At 62.3% G+C, this 20,711-nt stretch carries 27 protein-coding genes and 1 pseudogene; 8 read left to right on the top strand and 20 right to left on the bottom strand.

Going from position 1 to position 20,711, the window contains the following annotated elements; translation table 11 throughout:
- Position 1 precedes the first annotated feature (1 nt).
- Both AC1D1N_RS13550 and AC1D1N_RS13545 read left to right on the top strand, forming a co-directional pair.
- Entirely contained in the window at positions 2–619 is a 618-nt protein-coding gene (locus AC1D1N_RS13550; protein ID WP_477349071.1) for a uracil-DNA glycosylase family protein, read from the top strand.
- Positions 620–763: 144 nt separating this feature from the next.
- Positions 764–1,255: an Lrp/AsnC family transcriptional regulator gene (locus AC1D1N_RS13545; protein WP_006333679.1), complete on the top strand. Its 492-nt coding sequence runs from the start codon at positions 764–766 to the stop codon at positions 1,253–1,255.
- An 11-nt stretch (positions 1,256–1,266) separates the two neighbouring features.
- On the opposite strand, the gene AC1D1N_RS13540 is transcribed toward AC1D1N_RS13545, so the two are convergent.
- From AC1D1N_RS13540 to AC1D1N_RS13495, 10 genes and pseudogenes are all read right to left on the bottom strand, one after another.
- Positions 1,267–1,836 (bottom strand): DUF3299 domain-containing protein, encoded by a 570-nt coding sequence (locus tag AC1D1N_RS13540; protein WP_477349069.1) that lies wholly within the window; start codon positions 1,834–1,836, stop codon positions 1,267–1,269.
- 47 nt (positions 1,837–1,883) lie between these two features.
- On the bottom strand, positions 1,884–2,396 hold the full coding sequence (locus AC1D1N_RS13535; protein ID WP_477349067.1) for a GNAT family N-acetyltransferase: 513 nt from the start codon (positions 2,394–2,396) through the stop codon (positions 1,884–1,886).
- Between the two features lie 25 nt (positions 2,397–2,421).
- Positions 2,422–3,126, bottom strand: coding sequence for a DNA alkylation repair protein (locus AC1D1N_RS13530; protein WP_477349065.1), 705 nt, complete (start codon positions 3,124–3,126; stop codon positions 2,422–2,424).
- Between the two features lie 6 nt (positions 3,127–3,132).
- Entirely contained in the window at positions 3,133–4,002 is an 870-nt protein-coding gene (locus tag AC1D1N_RS13525; RefSeq protein WP_436259969.1) for an NAD(P)-dependent oxidoreductase, read from the bottom strand.
- 105 nt (positions 4,003–4,107) lie between these two features.
- On the bottom strand, positions 4,108–4,929 hold the full coding sequence (locus AC1D1N_RS13520; protein ID WP_477349062.1) for an ABC transporter permease: 822 nt from the start codon (positions 4,927–4,929) through the stop codon (positions 4,108–4,110).
- Entirely contained in the window at positions 4,926–5,645 is a 720-nt protein-coding gene (locus AC1D1N_RS13515) for an ABC transporter permease (protein ID WP_112561692.1), read from the bottom strand. The genes AC1D1N_RS13520 and AC1D1N_RS13515 overlap by 4 nt, the downstream gene beginning before the upstream one ends.
- 74 nt (positions 5,646–5,719) lie before the next feature.
- Positions 5,720–6,502 (bottom strand): ABC transporter substrate-binding protein, encoded by a 783-nt coding sequence (locus AC1D1N_RS13510; protein WP_477349060.1) that lies wholly within the window; start codon positions 6,500–6,502, stop codon positions 5,720–5,722.
- A gap of 216 nt (positions 6,503–6,718) precedes the next feature.
- Positions 6,719–7,222 carry a molybdopterin-guanine dinucleotide biosynthesis protein B gene (mobB, locus tag AC1D1N_RS13505; RefSeq protein WP_477349058.1) on the bottom strand — a complete coding sequence of 168 codons (504 nt, stop codon included), beginning with the start codon at positions 7,220–7,222 and terminating at the stop codon, positions 6,719–6,721.
- Positions 7,219–7,853: pseudogene (gene mobA / locus AC1D1N_RS13500) on the bottom strand (molybdenum cofactor guanylyltransferase MobA). Before mobA ends, mobB begins: the two are co-directional and overlap by 4 nt.
- A 4-nt stretch (positions 7,854–7,857) precedes the next feature.
- A complete protein-coding gene (locus AC1D1N_RS13495; protein ID WP_477349056.1) occupies positions 7,858–8,778 on the bottom strand; it encodes a DMT family transporter in 921 nt (306 codons plus the stop codon).
- Between AC1D1N_RS13495 and AC1D1N_RS13490 the strand changes: the two genes are divergently transcribed.
- Positions 8,729–8,860 (top strand): hypothetical protein, encoded by a 132-nt coding sequence (locus tag AC1D1N_RS13490; protein WP_436262098.1) that lies wholly within the window; start codon positions 8,729–8,731, stop codon positions 8,858–8,860. The genes AC1D1N_RS13495 and AC1D1N_RS13490 overlap by 50 nt on opposite strands.
- 143 nt (positions 8,861–9,003) lie before the next feature.
- Here AC1D1N_RS13490 and AC1D1N_RS13485 read toward each other — a convergent pair whose 3' ends face one another.
- The 3 genes from AC1D1N_RS13485 to moaA form a co-directional block, all read right to left on the bottom strand.
- Complete coding sequence (locus AC1D1N_RS13485; protein WP_112561697.1) at positions 9,004–9,360, bottom strand: hypothetical protein; 357 nt, start codon at positions 9,358–9,360, stop codon at positions 9,004–9,006.
- A gap of 120 nt (positions 9,361–9,480) precedes the next feature.
- Positions 9,481–9,954 carry a hypothetical protein gene (locus tag AC1D1N_RS13480; RefSeq protein ID WP_477349054.1) on the bottom strand — a complete coding sequence of 158 codons (474 nt, stop codon included), beginning with the start codon at positions 9,952–9,954 and terminating at the stop codon, positions 9,481–9,483.
- A 54-nt stretch (positions 9,955–10,008) separates the two neighbouring features.
- Positions 10,009–11,004: a GTP 3',8-cyclase MoaA gene (gene moaA / locus AC1D1N_RS13475; protein WP_112561699.1), complete on the bottom strand. Its 996-nt coding sequence runs from the start codon at positions 11,002–11,004 to the stop codon at positions 10,009–10,011.
- A 200-nt stretch (positions 11,005–11,204) separates the two neighbouring features.
- Here moaA and AC1D1N_RS13470 point away from each other — a divergent pair, with 200 nt between their 5' ends.
- Both AC1D1N_RS13470 and AC1D1N_RS13465 read left to right on the top strand, forming a co-directional pair.
- Positions 11,205–11,558: a gamma-butyrobetaine hydroxylase family protein gene (locus AC1D1N_RS13470; protein ID WP_477349051.1), complete on the top strand. Its 354-nt coding sequence runs from the start codon at positions 11,205–11,207 to the stop codon at positions 11,556–11,558.
- A 62-nt stretch (positions 11,559–11,620) separates the two neighbouring features.
- Positions 11,621–12,232, top strand: coding sequence for a pyridoxamine 5'-phosphate oxidase family protein (locus AC1D1N_RS13465; RefSeq protein ID WP_477349049.1), 612 nt, complete (start codon positions 11,621–11,623; stop codon positions 12,230–12,232).
- A 37-nt stretch (positions 12,233–12,269) separates the two neighbouring features.
- Here the strand turns inward: AC1D1N_RS13465 and AC1D1N_RS13460 are convergent, their stop codons facing one another.
- Positions 12,270–13,142: a TolB family protein gene (locus AC1D1N_RS13460; RefSeq protein WP_477349047.1), complete on the bottom strand. Its 873-nt coding sequence runs from the start codon at positions 13,140–13,142 to the stop codon at positions 12,270–12,272.
- A 357-nt stretch (positions 13,143–13,499) separates the two neighbouring features.
- On the bottom strand, positions 13,500–13,952 hold the full coding sequence (locus AC1D1N_RS13455; protein WP_112561703.1) for a MarR family winged helix-turn-helix transcriptional regulator: 453 nt from the start codon (positions 13,950–13,952) through the stop codon (positions 13,500–13,502).
- 48 nt (positions 13,953–14,000) lie between these two features.
- Here AC1D1N_RS13455 and AC1D1N_RS13450 point away from each other — a divergent pair, with 48 nt between their 5' ends.
- Positions 14,001–14,912, top strand: a complete 912-nt coding sequence (locus AC1D1N_RS13450) for an alpha/beta hydrolase (RefSeq protein WP_477349045.1) — start codon at positions 14,001–14,003, stop codon at positions 14,910–14,912.
- Between the two features lie 9 nt (positions 14,913–14,921).
- On the opposite strand, the gene AC1D1N_RS13445 is transcribed toward AC1D1N_RS13450, so the two are convergent.
- Entirely contained in the window at positions 14,922–15,317 is a 396-nt protein-coding gene (locus tag AC1D1N_RS13445; RefSeq protein WP_192254046.1) for a rhodanese-like domain-containing protein, read from the bottom strand.
- Between the two features lie 63 nt (positions 15,318–15,380).
- A complete protein-coding gene (locus tag AC1D1N_RS13440) occupies positions 15,381–15,989 on the bottom strand; it encodes a TetR/AcrR family transcriptional regulator (RefSeq protein WP_477349043.1) in 609 nt (202 codons plus the stop codon).
- 99 nt (positions 15,990–16,088) lie between these two features.
- On the opposite strand from AC1D1N_RS13440, the gene AC1D1N_RS13435 reads away from it, so the two are divergent.
- Together AC1D1N_RS13435 and AC1D1N_RS13430 are read left to right on the top strand one after the other, a co-directional pair.
- A complete protein-coding gene (locus AC1D1N_RS13435; protein ID WP_477349041.1) occupies positions 16,089–16,835 on the top strand; it encodes a 3-oxoacyl-ACP reductase family protein in 747 nt (248 codons plus the stop codon).
- A 215-nt stretch (positions 16,836–17,050) separates the two neighbouring features.
- Positions 17,051–18,928 carry a L,D-transpeptidase family protein gene (locus tag AC1D1N_RS13430; RefSeq protein WP_477349039.1) on the top strand — a complete coding sequence of 626 codons (1,878 nt, stop codon included), beginning with the start codon at positions 17,051–17,053 and terminating at the stop codon, positions 18,926–18,928.
- 97 nt (positions 18,929–19,025) lie between these two features.
- On the opposite strand, the gene AC1D1N_RS13425 is transcribed toward AC1D1N_RS13430, so the two are convergent.
- The 3 genes from AC1D1N_RS13425 to AC1D1N_RS13415 form a co-directional block, all read right to left on the bottom strand.
- Positions 19,026–19,496 carry a hypothetical protein gene (locus tag AC1D1N_RS13425; protein WP_112561709.1) on the bottom strand — a complete coding sequence of 157 codons (471 nt, stop codon included), beginning with the start codon at positions 19,494–19,496 and terminating at the stop codon, positions 19,026–19,028.
- Positions 19,497–19,587: 91 nt separating this feature from the next.
- The gene (locus tag AC1D1N_RS13420; RefSeq protein WP_477349037.1) at positions 19,588–20,328 is read right to left on the bottom strand and encodes a lysozyme inhibitor LprI family protein; all 741 of its coding nucleotides are present in this window, start codon (positions 20,326–20,328) and stop codon (positions 19,588–19,590) included.
- 87 nt (positions 20,329–20,415) lie between these two features.
- Positions 20,416–20,676 carry a PepSY domain-containing protein gene (locus AC1D1N_RS13415; RefSeq protein ID WP_477349035.1) on the bottom strand — a complete coding sequence of 87 codons (261 nt, stop codon included), beginning with the start codon at positions 20,674–20,676 and terminating at the stop codon, positions 20,416–20,418.
- Positions 20,677–20,711 lie beyond the last annotated feature (35 nt).

The following is a 20,711-nucleotide window of genomic DNA, read 5'->3' as shown; positions in this document are numbered from 1 at the left end:
GATGGAGGCGGACCTCGAACGCCTGACGGTAAAGATCCGCGCCTGCCGCATCTGCGTCGACAATCCGGTCGGCCGGCCGCTGCCGCATGAACCACGCCCGGTGCTGCTGCCGTCGTCCAGCGCCCGCATCCTGCTCGCCGGCCAGGCGCCGGGCACCAGGGTTCACCTGTCCGGCATGCCGTTCACCGACGCGTCCGGCGACCGCTTGCGAAGCTGGCTGGGTGTCAGCGCGGAGGAATTCTACGACACGGAGAAATTCGCCATCGTGCCGATGGGGTTCTGTTTTCCCGGCCAGGACGCCAAGGGCAGCGACCTGCCGCCGCGCCGCGAATGCGCGCCGGCCTGGCGCGCATCGCTGATGGCGTTGATGCCGCAGATCGATCTGGTTCTGACGATCGGCTCCTACGCGCTGTCCTGGCATATGGGTGAGGCGCGGCGGTCATCGCTGACCGAAACCGTGAGGGACTGGCGCGCCATCTGGGATACGCCGGCCAGCCTGAAAGTGCTGCCGCTGCCGCATCCTTCCTGGCGCAATTCCGGCTGGCTGAAGCAGAATCCATGGTTTGAAATGGATTTGCTGCCCTTCCTGAGATCGGAAATCCGCTATCGCATTGCTTAAGCTTTAAGCAAGATATCACTCGCATTTGTGCCATTCGGCAGAATTCCTTTCTTGTGAAAGGCCGAAATAAGAGGGAGTATAGCCAATCTATTCCCAAAGCGCGCCGCGGCCGAGGGAACGCGGCCTGCACCAGGGAGCATCTCAATGGATCGCCTCGACAGAAAAATTCTCCGCCTCCTGCAGGAGGATGCGACGCTCGCGGTTGCCGATGTTGCCAAGAAAGTCGGCCTGTCGACAACGCCGTGCTGGCGCCGTATCCAGAAGCTCGAGGAAGAGGGCGTCATCAAGCGGCGCGTCGCCATCCTCGACCACGAAAAGGTCAATGTGCGCGTCACCGTCTTCGTGTCGATCCGCACCAATTCGCACAGCCATGAATGGCTGCGGCGCTTCTCCGAAGTCATCCAGGAATTTCCCGAAGTGGTCGAATTCTACCGCATGAGCGGCGACGTCGATTATCTCCTGCGCGTGGTTGTACCCGACATCGCCGCCTATGATGCCTTCTACAAAAGGCTGATTGCCAAGATCGAGATCCGCGACGTGTCGTCGTCCTTCGCCATGGAGCAGATCAAGTACACGACCGAAATGCCGCTCGACTACATGGTGCTGGACAAGGAATCCGGGGCCAACGCGGCTTAAGGCTAAACCCGCTAGTTCTTCTTTTTGTTGAGAAAAGTCCAGGGCGAGTTGACCGGCAGCGTGATTGTATCCGGCACGTTGTCGACAGCCACCACCTCGGCTTTGCGCACGGTGTAGCCGGACTGGATGATCGAGACGCCGTCGAGAATGAACAGCTGGCTCTTCTCCATGCCGGGCTGCAAAGCGCCGGTCACGGCAACCGACTCATAGGCCTTCGACATCTTGTAGGGGCGGGCCGGCGTGACCAGCACGATCTGGTTCGGCGGCGGCGTTGGCATGTGGCTGCAGGCGCCTGTCCACGGCACCAGCAGGAACTGATAGACGAGGTCGCCATCGCGGTCGACAGGCAATGCATAGCCGGCTAATTGAACGGTCTTGTCCTGGAGGTTGAGCGACAGCGTCTCGCCATGATCGGGCAGTTTTGCCGCGATCATCGGCAGGCCGGCATCTTCGGCAACCGCCTGCGTCGCCGGCCGCAGATCCTTCCAGAAGATGTGCGCGGTCTGTGCCGAGGCATCAAAGGTAGTGGATGCCAGCAACGCGGCTGCAAGCGCCATGGTCGGTTTGAGATGTCTGCTCATCGGCCGCTTCCTTTGTGCTGGGAGTAAAGACGCCGTGGCCGATTGCGTCAACTCTCGAGCCGCATCACATGTCTGCGAGAGCCGGCAATGCCGATCTCGTGGAACCCGCGAGCGGCGAACATGTCGCGAAAACCCATGAAGGTATAGCTCGGCGATGCCTGGTCGACCGGATAGGCCTCGACGGTGCGCGCACCCTCGGCAAAGGCATGGTCAACGGCAGCGTCGAGCAGGGCAGCCGCCAGCCCACCGCCGCGCAGCGCTCTCGGCACATAGAAGCAGACGATCGACCAGATATCCGTCTCGGCATCGTCCTGTTGCGGCGATAGCTTGCGGTAGGTCTGGCGCGGCGCGACCGAGCACCAGCCGACGGTCTTGCCATCGAGCTCGGCCAGAATACCGACCGGCGTGCCGGCCTCGATAGACGCCATCATCATCCGCTTCTTCTCATCATTCTCGACATGCTCGCGGCTGGAATGGCGCCAGGCCATGCACCAGCAATATTTGGGTCCGCCCGGCGCCTCGAACAGGTTTTCGAAATCGGCGCGGGTTCTCCGCGTCACGTCCGTGAACCGGAGTTTGCCCAGGTCAGGCTTTTCTGGCGGCGATCCGCTCGAGCGTCTTGGCATTGGTCAGCTCCCGAACTGCGTCCTTGCCATTCCAGCGCGCCGTCTTGTCCGTCGACTGCGCCAGGCGTTCGGCCACGACAAGGGCAGCGCCGTGCATCTCCACCGATCGCTTGCCGATCGAACGAAGAGCCCAGTTTACCGCCTTCCTCACGAAATTGCGGCTGTCGGTGGCATGCGCTTCAATGATCGGCAGGAAGCCGAGGAAGGTCGCTGCCGGCTCTTGCTTTCGGTGCACGACAGACCAGGCCATCATGGCAAAAGCCGTGCGTCGAACGAACTCGCGCTCGTCCGCCGCGAACTCCTCGATCAGTTCCTTCCAGGCGTCCGTGTCGACGAACAGATCGGAGACGCCGTCGACAATGTCCCAGGAATCGAAGGATGCCGCCCATTGCCTTGCATCAGCAGCGGAAAAGCGCTTCGGGTCGGCGGTGACGGAAGCGATGAACTGCGCCTCCATGATGCCGGTCTGCCAGAGCTCGAAGGCGCGCTCGTGGTTGCGTTTGATCTTTTTAGCGATCTGCCGCTGCATGCCATGCGAAATGCCGAGCGCCCGCTCGATCTTGATGCCGTAGCGCAGCATGCCGCGGCGATTTTCTTCCGAGCCGATCGACCGCAAATGCGCGACGATGTCGCCGGCGCTGGATTGGGGCGATAGCTCGACCATCCCAGCCTATTTCTCCAGGCGCGCCAGCAGCGAAGACGTGTCCCAGCGCTTGCCGCCCATCGCCTGCACATCCTTGTAGAACTGGTCGACAAGCGCCGTCACCGGCAGTCTGGCGCCGTTGCGGTCGGCTTCATCAAGGCAGATGCCGAGATCCTTGCGCATCCAGTCGACGGCAAAACCGAAATCATATTTGCCGGCATTCATCGTCTTGTGGCGGTTCTCCATCTGCCAGGAACCGGCAGCACCCTTGGAGATCACCTCGATCACCTTTTCGATGTCGAGCCCGGCCTTCTTGCCGAAATGGATGCCTTCGGCCAGTCCCTGAACCAGCCCGGCAATAGTGATTTGATTGATCATCTTGGTGAGTTGGCCGGCGCCCGATGGCCCCATCAGCCCTACCATGCGGGCAAAGGCATCGATGACCGGTTTGGCTTTGTCGAAGGCAGCCTGCTCACCGCCGACCATCACCGTCAACACACCGTTTTCGGCGCCCGCCTGGCCGCCGGAGACCGGCGCGTCGAGGAAGGAAAAGCCGGCCTTTTCAGCAGTTTCGGCCAGTTCGCGCGCGACCTCGGCCGAAGCGGTGGTGTTGTCGATGAAGATCGAACCTTTCTTCATCGCGGCAAAGGCGCCGTTGGCTCCGGTCGTCACCGAGCGCAGATCGTCGTCATTGCCGACACAGGAAAAGACGAAATCCTGGCCCTCGGCTGCCTCGGCCGGCGTCAGGGCAAGCTTGCCGCCATGCTGGGCCACCCATTGCTCGGCCTTCGCCGCGGTGCGGTTGTAGACGGTGACCTCGTGGCCGCCTTTGTTCCTGAGGTGCCCGGCCATGGGATAGCCCATCACGCCAAGACCGAGAAATGCCACAGATGCCATAGGTTTGCCCTTCAGATGGAAACGGAATTGTTGGGAAAGCTCTCTAGGCCCTGCACTCAATTCGTCAAGACGCGCGTGGGCCGATCGACTGGTGCAGCCGACCAGTCAGCGCTTCAGATGTATGGTGATCCGGCGTTCGATCCATTCAACGCCATGGCGCAAGATCTCGACCATCACCAGATAGACAAGAGCGACCCAGATATAGGCCTGGATGTCGAACGAATTGGCAAAGGCAAGCTTGGCCTGACCCATCAAATCGTAGACGGTGATGATGGCCACGATGGCCGAAGCCTTGACCATCAGGATCAACTCGTTGCCATAGGGACGCAAGGCGACGATCAACGCCTGCGGCAGAATGATCTTTCGCAGCGTCTGCAACTTGTGCAGCCCAAGCGAGGCGGCACCCTCCCACTGGCCTCTTGGCACGCTTTCGATGGCGCCGCGCAGGATCTCGGCCTGATAGGCGGCGGTGTTGAGTGCGAAGGCAAACACACCGCAGTTGAAAGCGTCCTTGAAGAAATCCCAGAGGCCAACCGTTTGAAGCTCAGCCCTGAACGATCCCAGTCCGTAGTAGACCAGATAGGTCTGGACCAGCAACGGCGTGCCGCGGAAGAAATAGACATAGCAATAGGCGAGGCCGGACAGGAGCCGGTTGCTGGACATGCGCCCATATGCGACCGGCACCGACAGGATCGCTCCGAGCACCATCGATATGCAAACCAGTAACAGCGTGGTTTGCAGGCCCTTCAGATAGGCCGGGGCATATTTGGCGAAGAAGTCGGCGTTCCAGGCAAAGATCAGATAGCTGACGATGCCGAGGCCAAACAGGATCCAGAAACCGACCATCGCATAGCCGATGACACGGCTGCGCGGCCAGCCGCGCGCCCGTGGTGGCGGTCGTTCTACAAGGGTGGCGGCGACGCTCATCGTTGCGCCTCTCGCCGGCCGAGCGAGCGCAGGATCGCGCTGGTAGCAAAGGATGAAACGACAGCCAGACCAAGGAAGACCATGGCCGCAACGCCATAAAACAGGAAAGCGTGCTTGGTAACGCGGGCAGCAGTGTAAGCATTGCGCAGCGTCTCGGCGAGGCCGACGACCGATACGAGCGACGTATCCTTGAGCAGGCTAAGCCAGCAGTTCTCAAGCCCGGGAAACGCGATGCGAAGGAGTTGCGGCAAGATCACCTTGCGCATGGTCAGCCAGTTCGACAGGCCGATGGCATAGCCGCCCTCGTACTGACCTTTCGGTATGGCTCGAAAGGCTGAAAGAAACACCTCGCTGGCATAGGATGAAAAGATCAGCGACAGCACGATCATGCCGGCGACGAAGCTGTTGACGTCGATGGTCGCGTCTGGTCGGAAATATCGCACGAGGTGCTGCAACAGGATTGGTACGCCGAAGAAAAACAGGAACAGCGTCACCAGTTCCGGCAAGCCGCGGAAGACGGTGGTGTAGATGTTGGCGGCAAGCCGCAGCGACGGCTCTTCGGATTGTTTGGCCCAGGCGACGAAAAAGCCGATCGTCAGGCCTATGGGCAGTGTCGCCAGCGCAAGCGCGATGGTGACCAGTGCGCCATAGGCAATATCGTCAATCCAGCCATCGGGTCCCCAACTCAGAAGTATCCATATGTTCTGGCTTGGCATTGACGGGTCTTGTCTCCACTTCTGTCAGGCCAAGGCGGCAGGAGAAATCTCCCCTGCCGCCTTGTTTCAGGTGATCAGGACTCGGCGCCGAAGACGTCGAACTTGAAGTACTTGTCGTTGATTTCCTTGTACTTTCCGTTGGCGCGGATAGCGTCGATGGCGGCGTTCAACTTGTTGACCAGATCCGTCTCGCCCTTGCGCACGGCGATGCCGGCGCCCGGTCCAAAGATCTCGACCGGCTGCGGCGAGGGCTGGCCGAGAATCTTGCAGCAGGCGCCATCAGGCGAATCCAGGAACTGCTGCAACACGACGATATCGTCCTCAATCGCGTCGAGACGGCCATTGGCGAGATCGGCCTGCTCTTCGGGGCTGCTCGGATAACCCTTGATGGTGCTGTCGGTGTAGGTCTTCGAGGCATAGTTGAAATGCGTCGTCGTCGTTGCCACGCCGATGGTCTTGCCGGCCAAATCTTCCTTGGTCACGCCCTTGAGGGTCGAGTCCTTCGGAACGGCGATCGCCGATGGCGTGTTGTAGTATTTGTGGGTGAAATCGACCTTTTCCAGACGCTCGGGCGTGATCGACATCGAGGCGACGATCGCGTCGAACTTGCCGGCCTGCAGCGCCGGGATGATGCCGTCCCAATCCTGGGCGACGAAGGTGCACTTGACCTTCATCTCGTCGCAGAGCGCCTTGGCGATGTCGATGTCGAAGCCGACGAGCTGACCATCGGAGGTCAAATTGTTGAAGGGTGGGTAGGCGCCTTCGGTGCCGATCCTCAGGGTTTCCTGAGCCTGGGCGACGCCGAGCGTCAGCAGCGCAGCCGATGCGGCGAGCGCGATACGCAGTGCAATACGCATGATAGTCCTCTCTTTATGGCTCCCGGCCGTCGTTCCGAAACGGCTCTGTGGGGCGGTGCTTTTGACCGCCCGCTGGCGCGATACTCCCACTGTTTTCGGGAGAAAAGCAACTGTAAAACCGTTGCTTGCGGGATTTGCAGGTCCAGCCAATGCTGACGCCGGGTCAGACAATGAGACAGCCAAGGAGAGCGGCTGAACCGGGCTCGGGCAGGGGCCTCAAGGTTTGAGGCCGGTGGCACGCTCGATGAAGTCGGCTATCGATCCGGTGTCGTTGAGATCAAACACCGGCAGGCTTTCGCCCGTGACCGCAAAGTCGGCGGCAATCGCCACGATATGCGCGTCGTTCGCCGAGAGCGGCGAGCGGTCCTTGGCCTCCAGTCGCCGGGTCTCGATCTTGCTATGCGCCTCACGCTTGTAGCCTTCGACCAGCACGATGTCGCACGGTGCCAGCCGCGACAGGATCGTCTCCAGCGTCGGCTCGTCCTCGCCGCGCAATTCGTGCATCAGCGCCCAGCGCACGCCCGACACCACCGCGACTTCCGTGGCCCCCGCCTGGCGGTGACGAAAGGAGTCGGCGCCCGGCTTGTCGATGTCGAACTCATGATGGGCGTGTTTGACCGTCGACACCGTCCAGCCGCGCCGGACGAGCTCGGTGACCAGCTTCTCGGTCAGTGTGGTCTTGCCGGAATTCTTCCAGCCGGTGATGCCGAAGATGTTCATGGCCCGATGCTCTGCAACAGACGTTCGGCCACTGCAAGATCGTCCGGGTGTTGATGTTGAAGAACGGGTCGATCTCACTGCCGCCAAGAGCGGACAACGGAAACTCCACCTCGACAAAATCATGGCGCTCGACGAAGGCCGAGACCCGCCTGTTGTCCTCGTCGACCAGGAAATGGCGCAAGGCCTGACGCAGCCCGAGCGGCCATAGCGCGAAGGTCGGATGCCGCCTGCCGCTGGAGCTGGCGACAGCGATCGAGCCTGGCCGACCGGCTGCGGCTGCGGCGGCCAGCGTTGCGACCAGATCGGCCGGCAGGAACGGTGTATCGCCGGCGGCGGTCACCAATGCCTCGCACGCGGTGTTTGCCGCCGCCCATTCGAGGCCGGTGAGGATCCCGGCCAGCGGTCCGGCATGGCCTTCAACCGTATCGGCGAGAACCGAAAGCCCGATTGCGGCAAAACGTGCCGGATCGCCATTGGCGCTCAGCGCCAGCGATCCGACCTGTGGCGCCAAACGCGCAACGACATGGCCGAGAAGCGGCCGCCCGCCAAGGGCGAGCAAGGTCTTGTCGCCGCCGCCCATGCGCCGTGACAGGCCTCCGGCCAGGATGATCCCTGCAATGTCTCGGCTCATGGCCCTATATGCCGTCCGGCGCCATGTCGGGTCCAGCGCTTTCGGCCGCGGGCTTCTGCCGGCCGACGACCCGCTCGCGATAGAGCGCGTAGAGGCCGGAGCCGATGATGATGGCGGAGCCGACGATCATCGGCAGGTCTGGGACATCGCCGAAGATGCTGAGGCCAAGCAGGATCGACCATAACAGCGCGGTGTAGCGGAACGGCGCGATGAAGGAGATGTCGCCGGCCCGCATCGCCATGATGATGAACTGGTAGCCGATCAGCACCAGCACCGCCGCCAGCGCCAGCAGCGCCGTGCCTTTGCCCGACATCGGCGTCCAGCCGCCCATCGGCGAAAGCAACACTGCGCCGACAATGGTCATGGCGACCGCGGTTGCTGTCGACACCAGCAATGTCGGAATAGCCTGCGGTATGCGTTTGGTGGCGAGATCGCGCACCGCGCAACAGGCGACGCTGACGAGTGCCCATAGCGAATAGACACTGAACCCTTCGAAGCCCGGTCGCACGATGATCAGCACGCCGCCGAAGCCGACGGCGATCGCCAGCCAGCGCCGCCAGCCGACGCCTTCGCCAAACACAAGGGCCGCGCCCATCGTCACCGCCAGCGGCAGCGCCTGCAGCACTGCCGACACATTGGCGATCGGCAAATGCGCCAACGCGACAAGGAAGGCGACGGTAGCGCCGGCCTCGCCGACGACGCGCAACGCCACCAGCGCCTGCAGCATCGAGCCCGGACGTGCGAGCGCGCCTTGCTGCCAGGCGAGCAGGCCGACGAGCACCGACGCAAAGGCGCCGCGCACCAGCATGACCTGCGCCATGTTCATCGATTCCGACGAGAACTTGGTGATGGCGTCGTTGAGGGTGAAGCCGATCATGGCCACCATCATGAACAGCGCACCGCGAAGATTTGGGGAAAGAGGCAAGGGCGTTACCGGTTTTGCAAAGCAATTCCAGGAAAAGTGTGAAACGGTTTTCCGTCCGGAATTGCGTGAAAACAAAGAATAGAGCGGTTCGACGTTTCGGTGAAACGGTGACCGCTCAAGCCTGTAGCAGTCGGCGACAAGACAGCAACGTCAAAGAAATAGGCCACGGATTTTCACCCGTGGCCTGTAAAATCCCAGCGAGGGCCAATCCGATGACCGGTCGCCTCATTTCGGCGTCAGCACCTCGGTGCCGCTGCCGTTCTTGCCGGCAATCGTCCACAGGCCGTGCAGCGAGCCGTCATCCTCCACCTTGTAGACGACGAGGCCGATCTCTTCGCCCATGACATAGCCCGCGGAGAAGGCATTGTCGTTGCGCATGCAGATGCCGTCCGAGGACGAGCCGCCGGTTTCCCAGTGGATGGTGCAGGTGGTCTCGCTGGTCAGCGTGATGGTTGCTTCGCCGCCATATTTCGAGCCGTCGAAATTGGTGCCGGCGACGGTGTACTTGCCGCCGATCGATTGTGCTGCTGCCGGCGCGGCTGCAAGCCCAACCACAGCAAGTGAAAGTAAGAGTTTGCGCATGCCGTATTCCCCCAGTGAACAAAGAACCGCTACAGGCGGGAAGCTAGGCCTGATCGCGCTTGCGGTAAATCCGCCGGCCGTTTTGCGCAGAAGACTTTTCTGGGATGTGTCCGAAAATGCTCAACGGGCTTTGAGGCTGCCGGCGATGGCGCCGACCAGCGGATCGTATTTCGCTTTCACCGCCGGCGGATAGTCGATCCATATGGTGTGAATGACGCCTTCCTTGCCGAACAGGCGCCGCTCGTAAAAGATCTTTCCATCCTTCAGCCCCGACAGCACCGCCCAGTTCTTGCCTGTCTTGGTGTAGCTGATCTCGTAGCCCGCCTCCTTGCTGGCCTTCTCCTCGGCAACGAAGGTTTTGGGAGTGTCCTCACCGACGTTGAAGATGCCAGAACAGATCAGGCTGGCGCCGTCGGCGCTGAGCCATTGCTGTCCGTCGCCATTGTCCGGCTCGGGCTGGCGGTCTGTGAAGATTTCGTCGGGAAAGGTGCAGACGGTGCCGAAGCGCGCATTGGTGTAGGTGAACGGCGCGGCAGCGGCGCTGCTTGCCGCGATCAATGCTGCCGATACCAAACCTGAGAAAAAACGCTTCATGCCATGCCTCCGGTCAAAAAGTGGAGTCATCCTTCGCACGAGAACGCGGAAAAATCAGCCGCCGGTGACGCTCATATGCCTCGATACCGAGGGGCGGCTGGTGCGTCGGTCGATGATGAAATCATGGCCCTTTGGCTTGCGGCCGATCGCTTCGTCGATTGCGGTGGCGACCAGTTCGTTGCCTTCGGACGCACGCAACGGCGCGCGCAGGTCGGCTGCATCCTCCTGGCCGAGGCACATATAGAGCGTGCCGGTGCAGGTCAGCCGCACGCGGTTGCAGCTTTCGCAGAAATTATGCGTCATCGGCGTGATGAAGCCGAGCCGACCGCCGGTCTCGGCGACATGGACGTAGCGGGCGGGGCCGCCGGTCTTGTAGGGGATGTCGCTCAGCGTGAACTGCCGCTCCAGCGAGGCGCGCAGCAGCGACAGCGGCAGATACTGGTCAGTGCGGTCGGCGTCGATCTCGCCCATCGGCATGGTTTCGATGACGGTGAGGTCCATGCCGCGGCCATGCGCCCAGCGCAGCATCTCAGGTATCTCGGCGTCGTTGAAATCCTTCAGCGCCACCGCGTTGAGCTTGACCTTCAGCCCCGCCGCCTGCGCGGCGTCGATGCCTTGCATGACCTTGTCGAGATGGCCCCAGCGGGTGATGGCGTGGAACTTGTCGGCGTCGAGTGTGTCCAGCGAGACATTGATGCGCTCGACGCCGCAATCGGCGAGCTCGGCGGCAAAACGCGACAGCTGCGAACCATTGGTGGTCAGCGTCAGTTCTTCCAGCGCGCCGCTTTTCAGGTGCCGCGACAGCTGGCGCACCAGATGCATGATGTTCTTGCGCACCAGCGGTTCGCCGCCGGTGAGGCGCAGTTTGCGCACACCCTTTTCGATGAAGACGGTGCAGAGCCGGTCAAGTTCCTCAAGCGACAGCAGATCCTTCTTGGGAAGGAACGCCATGTCCTCGGCCATGCAATAGGTACAGCGGAAATCGCAGCGGTCGGTGACCGACACGCGCAAGTAGCTGATCGTGCGACCGAAAGGATCGATCATGTCCATGCGTCAAGCGTTTCCAATGGCTGCGAGTGGCGCCGTTATATACAGCTATGTGATACGAACCAACCCACCATTCAAGATAGCCGCTCTTGATCTTTGGTAACATTCCCTGGCCGACATCCGATGTCGGCAGGGTCTAAATGACCTTTTCCGGCTGAGCGAAGCAGCGTAGGGAAGGGTGGATTGATGCAGGGTGGACGACAATGACGGCGCCGAAGGAACTCAGGGTCTCGAAGGACAGAAAACTGCTGTCCGTCACCTTTCCCGATCACCAACCGTTCGAACTGCCGGCCGAATTGCTGCGCGTCGCCTCGCCCTCGGCCGAAGTGCAAGGCCACTCGCCGGAGCAGCGGGTGACGGTTCCCGGCAAGCGCAACGTCGCCATCCTCAAGATCGAACCGGTCGGCAATTACGCCGTGCGCATCACCTTCGACGATTTCCACGACACCGGCATCTTCACCTGGAACTATCTGCACACGCTAGGCCACGAGAAGGACGAGCGCTGGAATGCCTATCTTGCGGAACTCCAGGAGAAGGGGCTGAGCCGCGACCGATAGCTCGCCGTGTCGTCAAAACGTCATTGATTGGGAGTAGCGCCGGCAAGGTTCGGAGACGGAAAATGTCTGAGATTACCACGGTTGAACAACTCGAAGCGCTCTATGGCCTGCCCGGCGAAGCGTCGACGGTCAAGGAACTCGACCATGTCATCCCCGAATACGCCGCCTTCATTGAAGCCTCGCCCTTTGTCGCTTTGGCAACGAGTGGGCCGGAGGGCTTAGACTGTTCACCGCGTGGCGATCTCGCCGGTTTCGTGCGGATCCGTGATCCGAAGACGCTGATGATGCCGGACAGGCGCGGCAACAACCGCGCCGATTCGCTGACGAACATCATCAGGGATCCGCGCGTCGGGCTGCTGTTCCTGGTGCCGGGCTCAGGCACGACGCTGCGCGTCAATGGCCGCGCCCGCATCACCACCGACGCCGCGCTGTGCGCCTCCTTCACCGTCGAAGGCAAGCCGGCGCGCTCGGTCACCGTGGTCGATGTCGATTCGGTCTATTTCCAGTGCGCCCGCGCCATCGTCCGCTCCGAGCTGTGGAACCCGGCGAAACACGTCGATCCGAAATCACTGCCGACGCCGGGAAAAATACTGGAAGTCACCAGCCGCAAAAATATCGACGCTGAAACCTACGATAAGGAATGGCCGGAGCGGGCGAAGAAGACGATGTGGTGAGCTCGGCTCTGCCGGAAGCGGAGACTGCGCCGCCGCGCTATTGTCCCAACTTGACGAACAGCACCGTCCCCAGTTTGTCGCCCAATTGCGCGATGATCATGGTGTCGTTCGAAGCCCAGGTGAGCGGCTGCTGGCCGCAACAGACCGTGGGGAAAAATCCGCCGCCGATGAGCAGCCGCGCCGGCTTGCCAGGCGCCTCGGCGAGAAGCAGGCCCCCGGGCATATCGGCGTTGGTTCTGTCGTAGGTGATATAGGCCAGCGCCGAACCGCTCGGCGACCATGCCACCCCGACGACGTTCTGGACACGATCGACCGGCATGATCTCGCCACTGGCAATATCCACTACCTTTGCATCAAGGCCGTCGACAGTTCGCCCGAGCAGCAGCAGGAATTTCCCGTCGGCCGAAAAAGCCAGTCCGCTCGGCTGGCCGGTATCACTCATGGCTGCGACGCGCTTCGGCGTCGCTTCGCCGAGCTTCAGCAAATAGATGCCGGCTTTATCGGCATTGTCCTTATCCGCCACGCTATAGGCGATCTGCTTGCCATCCGCCGACGCCGTCATTGCCCAAATCCGGAACCTGCTCTTGGAGGCAAATTCGAACGCAAGGTGTGGATCGCCGCCGCCAACGCCGATCGTCATCAGGCTCGTCGAAACACCTTGCTTGAAGCCTCCTTCGGGGATCGCGTAACGGATGAAGGCGATGGTGTCGCTATCGATCCAATGGCCGAGAACGTCCAGGTTCGCAGGCCCCTTGCCGCCGAGAAAGCTATCGTCGAAATTGTCCTCGGTCAGGGTCCTGACGGCAAACGTGGTCGGATCGAAAAGCCGGATGTCCGTATCCCGGAAAGCCTCCAATCCGTTGCGATATGTCGGCATCAGCAACTGGCTGCCCGCCGGCGACCAGAACATGTCAGCCGCTTCGCCCGGACGGTTTTCGGGCGTGGATTGCGCGCAGGCGATTTTTGCCCAGGGTCCGATCTGAGCCGGAGCCAGCAGGCAGAATTCGCGGCCGTTGAGATGAAGCACCCGGCTGCCATCCGGCGACAGCAGTGCCGCCTTCTGGCCCGCGCTGGTCCACATATCCTTGATGACCTTGGCGTCGAGGACGCGGTATTTCGCGTAATCCTGTGCAGCCGCTGGGCCGCACAGCGCGGCAACGATGCCAAGCACAGCCACGGAACAATTGCGCAGGGTAGGACGCATATCCATCGGCCCCTCAGACGAAACGCCAGAGCATGATCTATCCCGGGACCATGCCCTGGTTGCTCAGGTATCCTTCAGCACATCGTAGATCTTGCGCATCTGTTCGCCGATCATGTCGCATTGTTCCGGTGTCGACTGGCTCATCGCCTTCTCGATCAGCGCCATATGCACCTTAAGCGCTTTCATAAGTAGCTCCGTGCCGGCCTCGGTAAGCGTCAGCCGCAGCACGCGCTTGTCCTTCTCGTCGCCTTCACGGACGAGCAGGCCGCGCGCCTCGAGTTGCGGCAACAGCATGGTGATGTTGGAGCGGCCGACCAGCAGTTTGCGGGCGAGATCGTGCTGCGACATGCCGGGGTGGCGATAGAGGTTCATCAGCACGTCGAGTTGCGCCGGCTTCAGGTCCAGCGGCGCCAGCTTCACCGCCAGCGCACGCTCCAGCACATGGCAGGCGCGCGCCACCGCGACCCAGTTGCGAAAGCGCGGGTTGTCCCAGGGCAGCTCTTGTTTAATGTTCATGTTTGAACTATTATGTTCATGCTTGAACGGAATGGATGGATCGCCACTATGGCATCATTTGGACTGAAGGTCATCCGGGGCGTGTTCGGCGCCGCCGAGCATGTGGCGCCGCGCCTGAGCGGCCGCGCCGCCTTTGAACTGTTCTGCCGCACGCCGAGCGTGAAGGCGCTGAGCGACGGCGAGCGCCGCGCCGTCGACCGTGCCGCCGGCTTCATGGCCGAGGCGCGCCATCATCGGCTGAAGACCAAAAAAGGCTGCGTCATGGTGCACGAATTCCGGCCGGAGCCGGGCAGGGTGTCCGCCGGCACAGTGCTGGTCATCCATGGTTGGCGCTCGCGCACCGAATATATGCGTGCGCTGATCGAAGGGTTTCGCAATGCCGGCTACAGGGTCGCCTCGCTCGACCTGCCGGGCCACGGCCAGTCGCTGGGCCGTCGTCTCAACATGGTCAATGCGGTCGAGTCGGCCAGGGTGGCCAGCGACTGGTTCGGGCCGTTCAAGGCGATCGTCGGCCATTCCTTCGGCGGCGCCGTCGCCGCCAACGCCATTGCCGGTTCCATCAACGGCATCCAGCCGGTGGCGGCCGAGCGGCTGGTGCTGGTCGCGGCACCCAGCTCCCTGCCGGCGATCTTTGCCGACTTCGGCCGCATGCTCAATGTCGGCCCGCGTTCGCAGGTTTCCATGGCCGATCAGGTGAAGCGGCTGTCCGGCCGGCCGCTCGACGAATTCACCGGCGACCGCCAACTGGCCGAAGCGCCGGTGCCGACACTGGTCATCCACGCGCCCGATGACCGCGAGGTTCCTGCTGACCATGCCAGGCGCTATGCCGGCGCCGGCAGCCATGTGCGGTTGCACTGGGCCGACGGGCTCGGCCACCGCCGCATTCTCGCCGACAAAGGCGTCGTCGAACGTGCAGTCGGCTTTGTGACCGGTCACCAGGACACAGTATCGCTGCACTGACCTGACTGGTTATTTCTTCTTGCCGCCCGGTTCGACCGGCAGTCCCGCCGCCTTCCAGGCGGTGTAGCCGCCGAGGATGTGCTTGACCGGCGACAGCCCCATATCCTGCGCCGTCTTGGTGGCCAGCGCCGAGCGCCAGCCGCCGGCGCAAAAGAAGACGAAGCTCTTGCCCGAGGCGAAGAACGGCTTGTGGTATGGGCTTTCGGGATCGATCCAGAATTCCAGCATGCCGCGCGTGACATGCTTGGCGCCGGGAATTTGGCCGTCCCGCTCCACTTCGCGAGGATCGCGCAGATCGACAAAAATGGTGTCTTCGTCGTCGAGCAGCCCGGCCGCTTCCTCAGGCGACACCACCTCGATCTCGGCATTGGCCTCGTCGAGCAGCTCGCGATAGCCTTTTTTCATGGACAATCCCTCCCGGCGCGTTTCCGCCGCTCACCGGATTTCCAGCACAACGCCAGCGCTTTGTCACGCCGTTCCGGCAAGCCCCTGCCACGCCGCCATCGCTCCGGCCACGGTAGCCATCAGCGCGTCACACGAGGCGCCGTCGCGGGCCTGGATCGACATGCCATGCTGCACCGTCGCATAGAAGGTCGCCGCCGCATCGCTGTCGAAGCCTGGCGGCAATTCGCCTTCCGCCACACCGCGTTCCAGTCGTCTCAGCAAGAGGGTATGGTTTTCGGCGCGCCGGCGGCGCAGATCATCGCAGATCGCGCCGCTGCTTGAGTCCTTGTGCAACGCGCCAAGCGCGATCAGACAGCCCTGCGGTCGGTCGTTCTGCGAATAGGCCCTGGCTGTCTGGCGCAGGAAATTCTCGATCGCCTGGCATGCCGTCGGCGCTTCGTCCAGCGCGGTCCAGATCTCGGTGCCTTCGGTCCTTGTGTAGTAGTCGGTCGCTTCGAGAAACAGCGCCTCCTTGCTGCCGAAGGCGGCATAGAGGCTGGGTGAGCTGATCCCCATCGCCGCGGTCAACTCGGCGATCGAGGTGCCTTCATAGCCTTTGGCCCAAAACAGCTCCATCGCCTGCCGCAAGGCGGCGGTTCGATCGAAGGTGCGGGGACGGCCTCTTTCCAGCATGGCGCTCTTTTCTGTGTTGATCGATACATAATTCAGTTGACCTGGCCGGGCAAGGCTGCCAGATATTTATGTATCGATCGTTACATAAAGGAAAATGACATGTCATCGAACGGATTGAACGGCAAGGCAGCGCTCGTCACCGGCGGCAGCCGCGGTATCGGTGCTGCGATTGCAAAGCGGCTTGCGGCCGATGGCGCCGATGTCGCCATCACCTACGTCAACAGCGAGGCGCCGGCCCAGGCGGTCGTTGCCGAGATCATTGCGGCAGGCGGCCGCGCCATCGCCATCCAGGCAGACAATCGCGACGCCGCGGCAATCGAAGGTTCGGTTGCCGAGGCGGTGAATGCCTTCGGCCGGCTCGACATCCTGGTCAACAGCGCCGGCATCTGGCGTGCCGCGCCCATCGAGCAAATGTCGTTGGCCGACTTCGATGAAACCATGGAGGTTAATCTCAGAGCCCCGTTCGTCGCCTCGAAAGCGGCTGCGGCCCATATGGGCGAGGGCGGCCGCATCATCTCGATCGGCAGCAATCTGGCGGAGCGCGTCACCGACACCAGCCTAAGCGCCTATTCGACCAGCAAGGCGGCTCTGGTTGGCCTGACCAAGGCGCTGGCGCGAGACCTCGGCTCGCGCGGCATCACCGCCAACGTCGTTCACCCCGGTTCGACCGACACCGACATGAACCCGGCCGAAGGCCCGCATGCCGAACACCAGCGGCAGAAGATGGCGACGCCCCGCTTCGGCAAGGCTGACGAGATCGCCGGCATGGTTGCGTGGCTCGCCGGTCCGGAAGGGCGATTCGTCACCGGCGCGGCCCTGACCATCGACGGCGGCGCCAACGCCTGACGCAACAGCCCGCTTTACCGGTCTGGGGCGGCGGCAACGCCGCTCCAGCCGTCACGATGTTGTGAAACCGTTCTGCAACAGGCCCGTCGAAATTTATGGAAGCTTAACGAAATCAGTATGAATCAGTATAGTAGCGCCTTACATCCGCCATGCGGTTGGCAAGATCGTCTAGCGGCGCGGAACGGGAGCCGGCTTGCAGCCGGAGCGGGTGATTAATGAAATTCCTCGGAAATAAAGCCACTGTGATGCCGCTTGCGGTTGCGGCAACGCTGGCCTTCGGTGTACCGCAGGCAGGCGCGCAGGGGCTGTTCGACATGCTGTTCGGCGGCGGCGTCAGGCACGATCCGCAGGGCGAGTTCCCACCACCGCCGAAGCGCAAGCCGAAGCCCGCAGTATCGGGCGGTGGTACCAAAATCAGCAGCCCGAGCTACTACTCCTACAAGGCCGACCGGCTGGTACGCGTCGACTTCACCACATTGGTGGCGGCACCGCCCCAGGTGGCCACAGCTCAGGACGCTGCCTTTGTGCCGTCAGCAACAAGCACCGCCTTCCGCGAAGCGGTTGCAGGCCTCAGCGACTACGAACTTTATGCCGAGCCGGACGTCGCCAAGGCGCTGATCGCTTACTACTCGGCCAATCCGGACTTCATCTGGGTAGCCGACGCGGGCCCCAATGCCCGCGCCAAGGATGCGGTACGGGTGCTGGGCGAAGCGGCAAGCTATGGCCTCACGCCGGCCGACTACTCGGTCGAGGTGCCGGCTGCCAACGCATCGACGGTCGATGCCGACGCGCATCTGAAGGAACTCGTGCGCTTCGAGATGGCACTGTCGGCGCGCGTGTTGCGCTATGCCCATGACGCGCAGAGCGGCCGCGTCGATCCCAACCGCATCACCGGCTACTATGAATTTCCGCCGAAGCCGGTCGACATGGAAGGCGTGCTGAAGACGCTCGCCCACACCCAGCAGGTGCGCACCTATCTCGAATCGCGCCATCCGCAGAATGCGGAATATCAGGCGCTGCGCGTCGAACTGGAATCGTTGCAGGCCAGCGCCGAAAACGAAATCGTCGTCGATCCCAAGCTGTTGCTGAAGCCCGGCGAGACCAGCGCCGAACTGCCGAAGCTGCTGACGCTGATCGCGCGCAATCTCGACGACGAGATGGGCGGCGCCTATGGCGAGATCCTGGCCCGGCTCGGAACCAGCGACGTCTATGTTCCCGAACTGGTGCCGGTCATCAAGGCCGTGCAGGTGAAGGCCGGCATGAAGGGCGATGGCGTCATCGGCCCGCGCACCGTCGCCTCGCTCGCCGGCGCCTCCAAGGCCGACCGGCTCCAGAAGGTGCAGGTAGCACTTGAAGAGCTGCGCTGGATGCCGTCCGATCTCGGCAGTCCGCGCGTCTTCATCAACCAGCCCGCCTTCACCGCCAGCTATATCGACAATGGCGAGGAGAAGCTGAAGACCCGTGTCGTCATCGGCCGGACCACCAACCAGACCGCCTTCTTCTTCAAGGAGATCAAGCAGGTTGATTTCCATCCCTATTGGGGCGTGCCGCAGTCGATCATCGTCAATGAGATGCTGCCCAGGCTGCGCGGCGATCCGGGCTATCTCGACCGTGCCGGCTACGAGGTGACCGATTCGCGCGGCAGGCGGGTTCCCTCGTCCTCCGTCAATTGGGGCGCCTACGGTGCCAACATTCCCTACAGCGTGCGCCAGCAGCCGAGCGAAGCCAATGCGCTCGGCGAGTTGAAGATCCTCTTCCCCAACAAGCACGCCATCTACATGCACGACACACCGCAAAAATCGTTCTTCCAGCGCGACATGCGCGCGCTGAGCCACGGCTGTATTCGCCTGCAGGACCCGCGCGGCATGGCGGCGGCGGTGCTCGGCACCTCGGTCGACGACATCGCCGAGAAGCTGAAGCACGGCCATGCGACCGAAGACGTGACGCGCAAGATTCCCGTCTACGTCGCGTACTTCACAGCCTGGCCGGATCTGTCCGGCAACGTCGAATATTTCAACGACGTCTACGACCGCGACACGCGGCTGATGCAGGCACTGGACGCGACCGAGGCGGTGCGTTCGCCGACGAGCTGACCCCACAATGGTTCCTCGTTCGTCCAAACGAGGAACCATTCCTATCTCTTTGGTTTCTTTAGGGTTTAGTCGATAGACGGTCGCGCGATTCGTGCGATCAGCGCTGGATGAGCGGACGCCGGAAGCCGGCGTCACGGCCGGCGATCAGCCAATAGACGAGACCCGCGACCAGGCCGGCGCCGGCGATGATGCCGATATCGGCCCAACGCTCGACATCCTCCTCGGCGCCTGGCCAGATCAGGAAGAAGCCGGCCGCGGCGGCGGCAGCGCCAAACAGCATGTGGACCAGGAAATTGCGCAGCGCGAAGAATTCGGCAATCAGTGCGAAGATCAGCGTCTGCAGACCGGTCAGTATGATCGTCAGGAAATAGACGAACATGCCGAGCGGCGGCCACAAAAGCACCACGACAGGTGTCACCCCCATGGCGCCGAAATAGTCCGGCGCGTTGGGCAGCGCGGCGAGCGCACTGTAGATCACCACCACCGCGATCAACCCGATCAGCACCGAAACGAAGAAGCCGGCTAACATCATCAGGATGCGCTTCAAAACGTGCTTTACCATCGCCATGCACCCCCGTGCCCTGCAATCGTTGCGCGCACTCAGCCATCAAAGGCGTATTGGCGCAAGAGTGCATCCAGCAGTGCTTTGCGGCGAATCTTCAGGCCCCGCCGCACATATGCTGCGAATCCGGCAGCGCCCACGTGCCGTTGAGGGTCAGGTCCACGCCGTAATAGACCCGGCCGCGGTCGTCGCCCTCCGGGCAGTCGCGCGGGATCGATATCAGGCACATCACGACCGGGTCGCCGACCTTCGAACTGGCGAGGCCAGGCTCACGCTCATAGGAGACGCCAGCACCATCATTGCTGAATCGCGCCAGACTGCCGGCTTCAGGACTGGCGGTTTCCAGCGGGTCGTCGCCGAGCCGCGTCGTTAGCGCCGTGATGTGGGTGAAGGCGCATTGCCCGATCGACGAGGGCAGGGGCTGGTCGGGGCTGCCCGGATGGCGTGCAGCGATGTCGAGCGCCTTCTTGCCGATCAACGCGATGTTGTAGTCCTGCACCCAGGATGGCGCATTGCCGTAGGTCTGCAGGGCGTTATTCTGGGCGCTGACGATGCACGCGGCGTCCTGCCCGCAAGCATTCCTGTCGGCGATCAGCGCTCGTGCGATCTTGCGCTTGTCGCCGCCAAAGGCCGGCTCGAAGCCGACAAAAGCCTTCGCGACCAGCGCATCGATGGCGGAAAGCTGTGGATCGGCACAGATTGCCTTCTCCGCCGGCAGGCTGGCTTTGCGGCAGTCGAAGGAAGGCCCCTCGGCACGTGCTGCGGTCCCGCAGATTATCGCGCAGGCCAAGGCAATGGCGGGCACGAGCCATTTGAAACCCCGGCTGGAAGAAAGCATGACCGCCCCACTCGCGCACCAGTTTGCTCACCACTCTAGGCAAAAAGTCCGCTGTAAAGGAATTGCCGAGGCGGCGCGCCAGCAGCGCTATTTCGGTTCGGCAGTCACGGGATCGAAGGTGATTTCGACTTTCGCCTTGTCTGCCGTGTAATAGGTGACGGTATAGCCGTCCTTGTCCCAGTCGACTTCCTTCACATAGCGGAAGCCGTCGCGCTGTTCGACCTTGGCGATGATTGCCGACAGTTTCTGGGCATTCTGCGGCGGCAATGGCCTGTCATCATCCGCGGCAAAGGCCGTTGAGCCGGCGAGAAGAAGTGCAACGCCGGTCGCCAAAACAAGATTTCGCATGATTGCCCTCATTTCATGTTGGCATGGATCGCACC

It is taken from the genome of Mesorhizobium sp. P2_B5, from assembly GCF_056404775.1.
The sequence above is the reverse complement of the archived record's forward strand: the minus strand, read 5'-3'. Positions and strand labels throughout refer to the sequence as shown.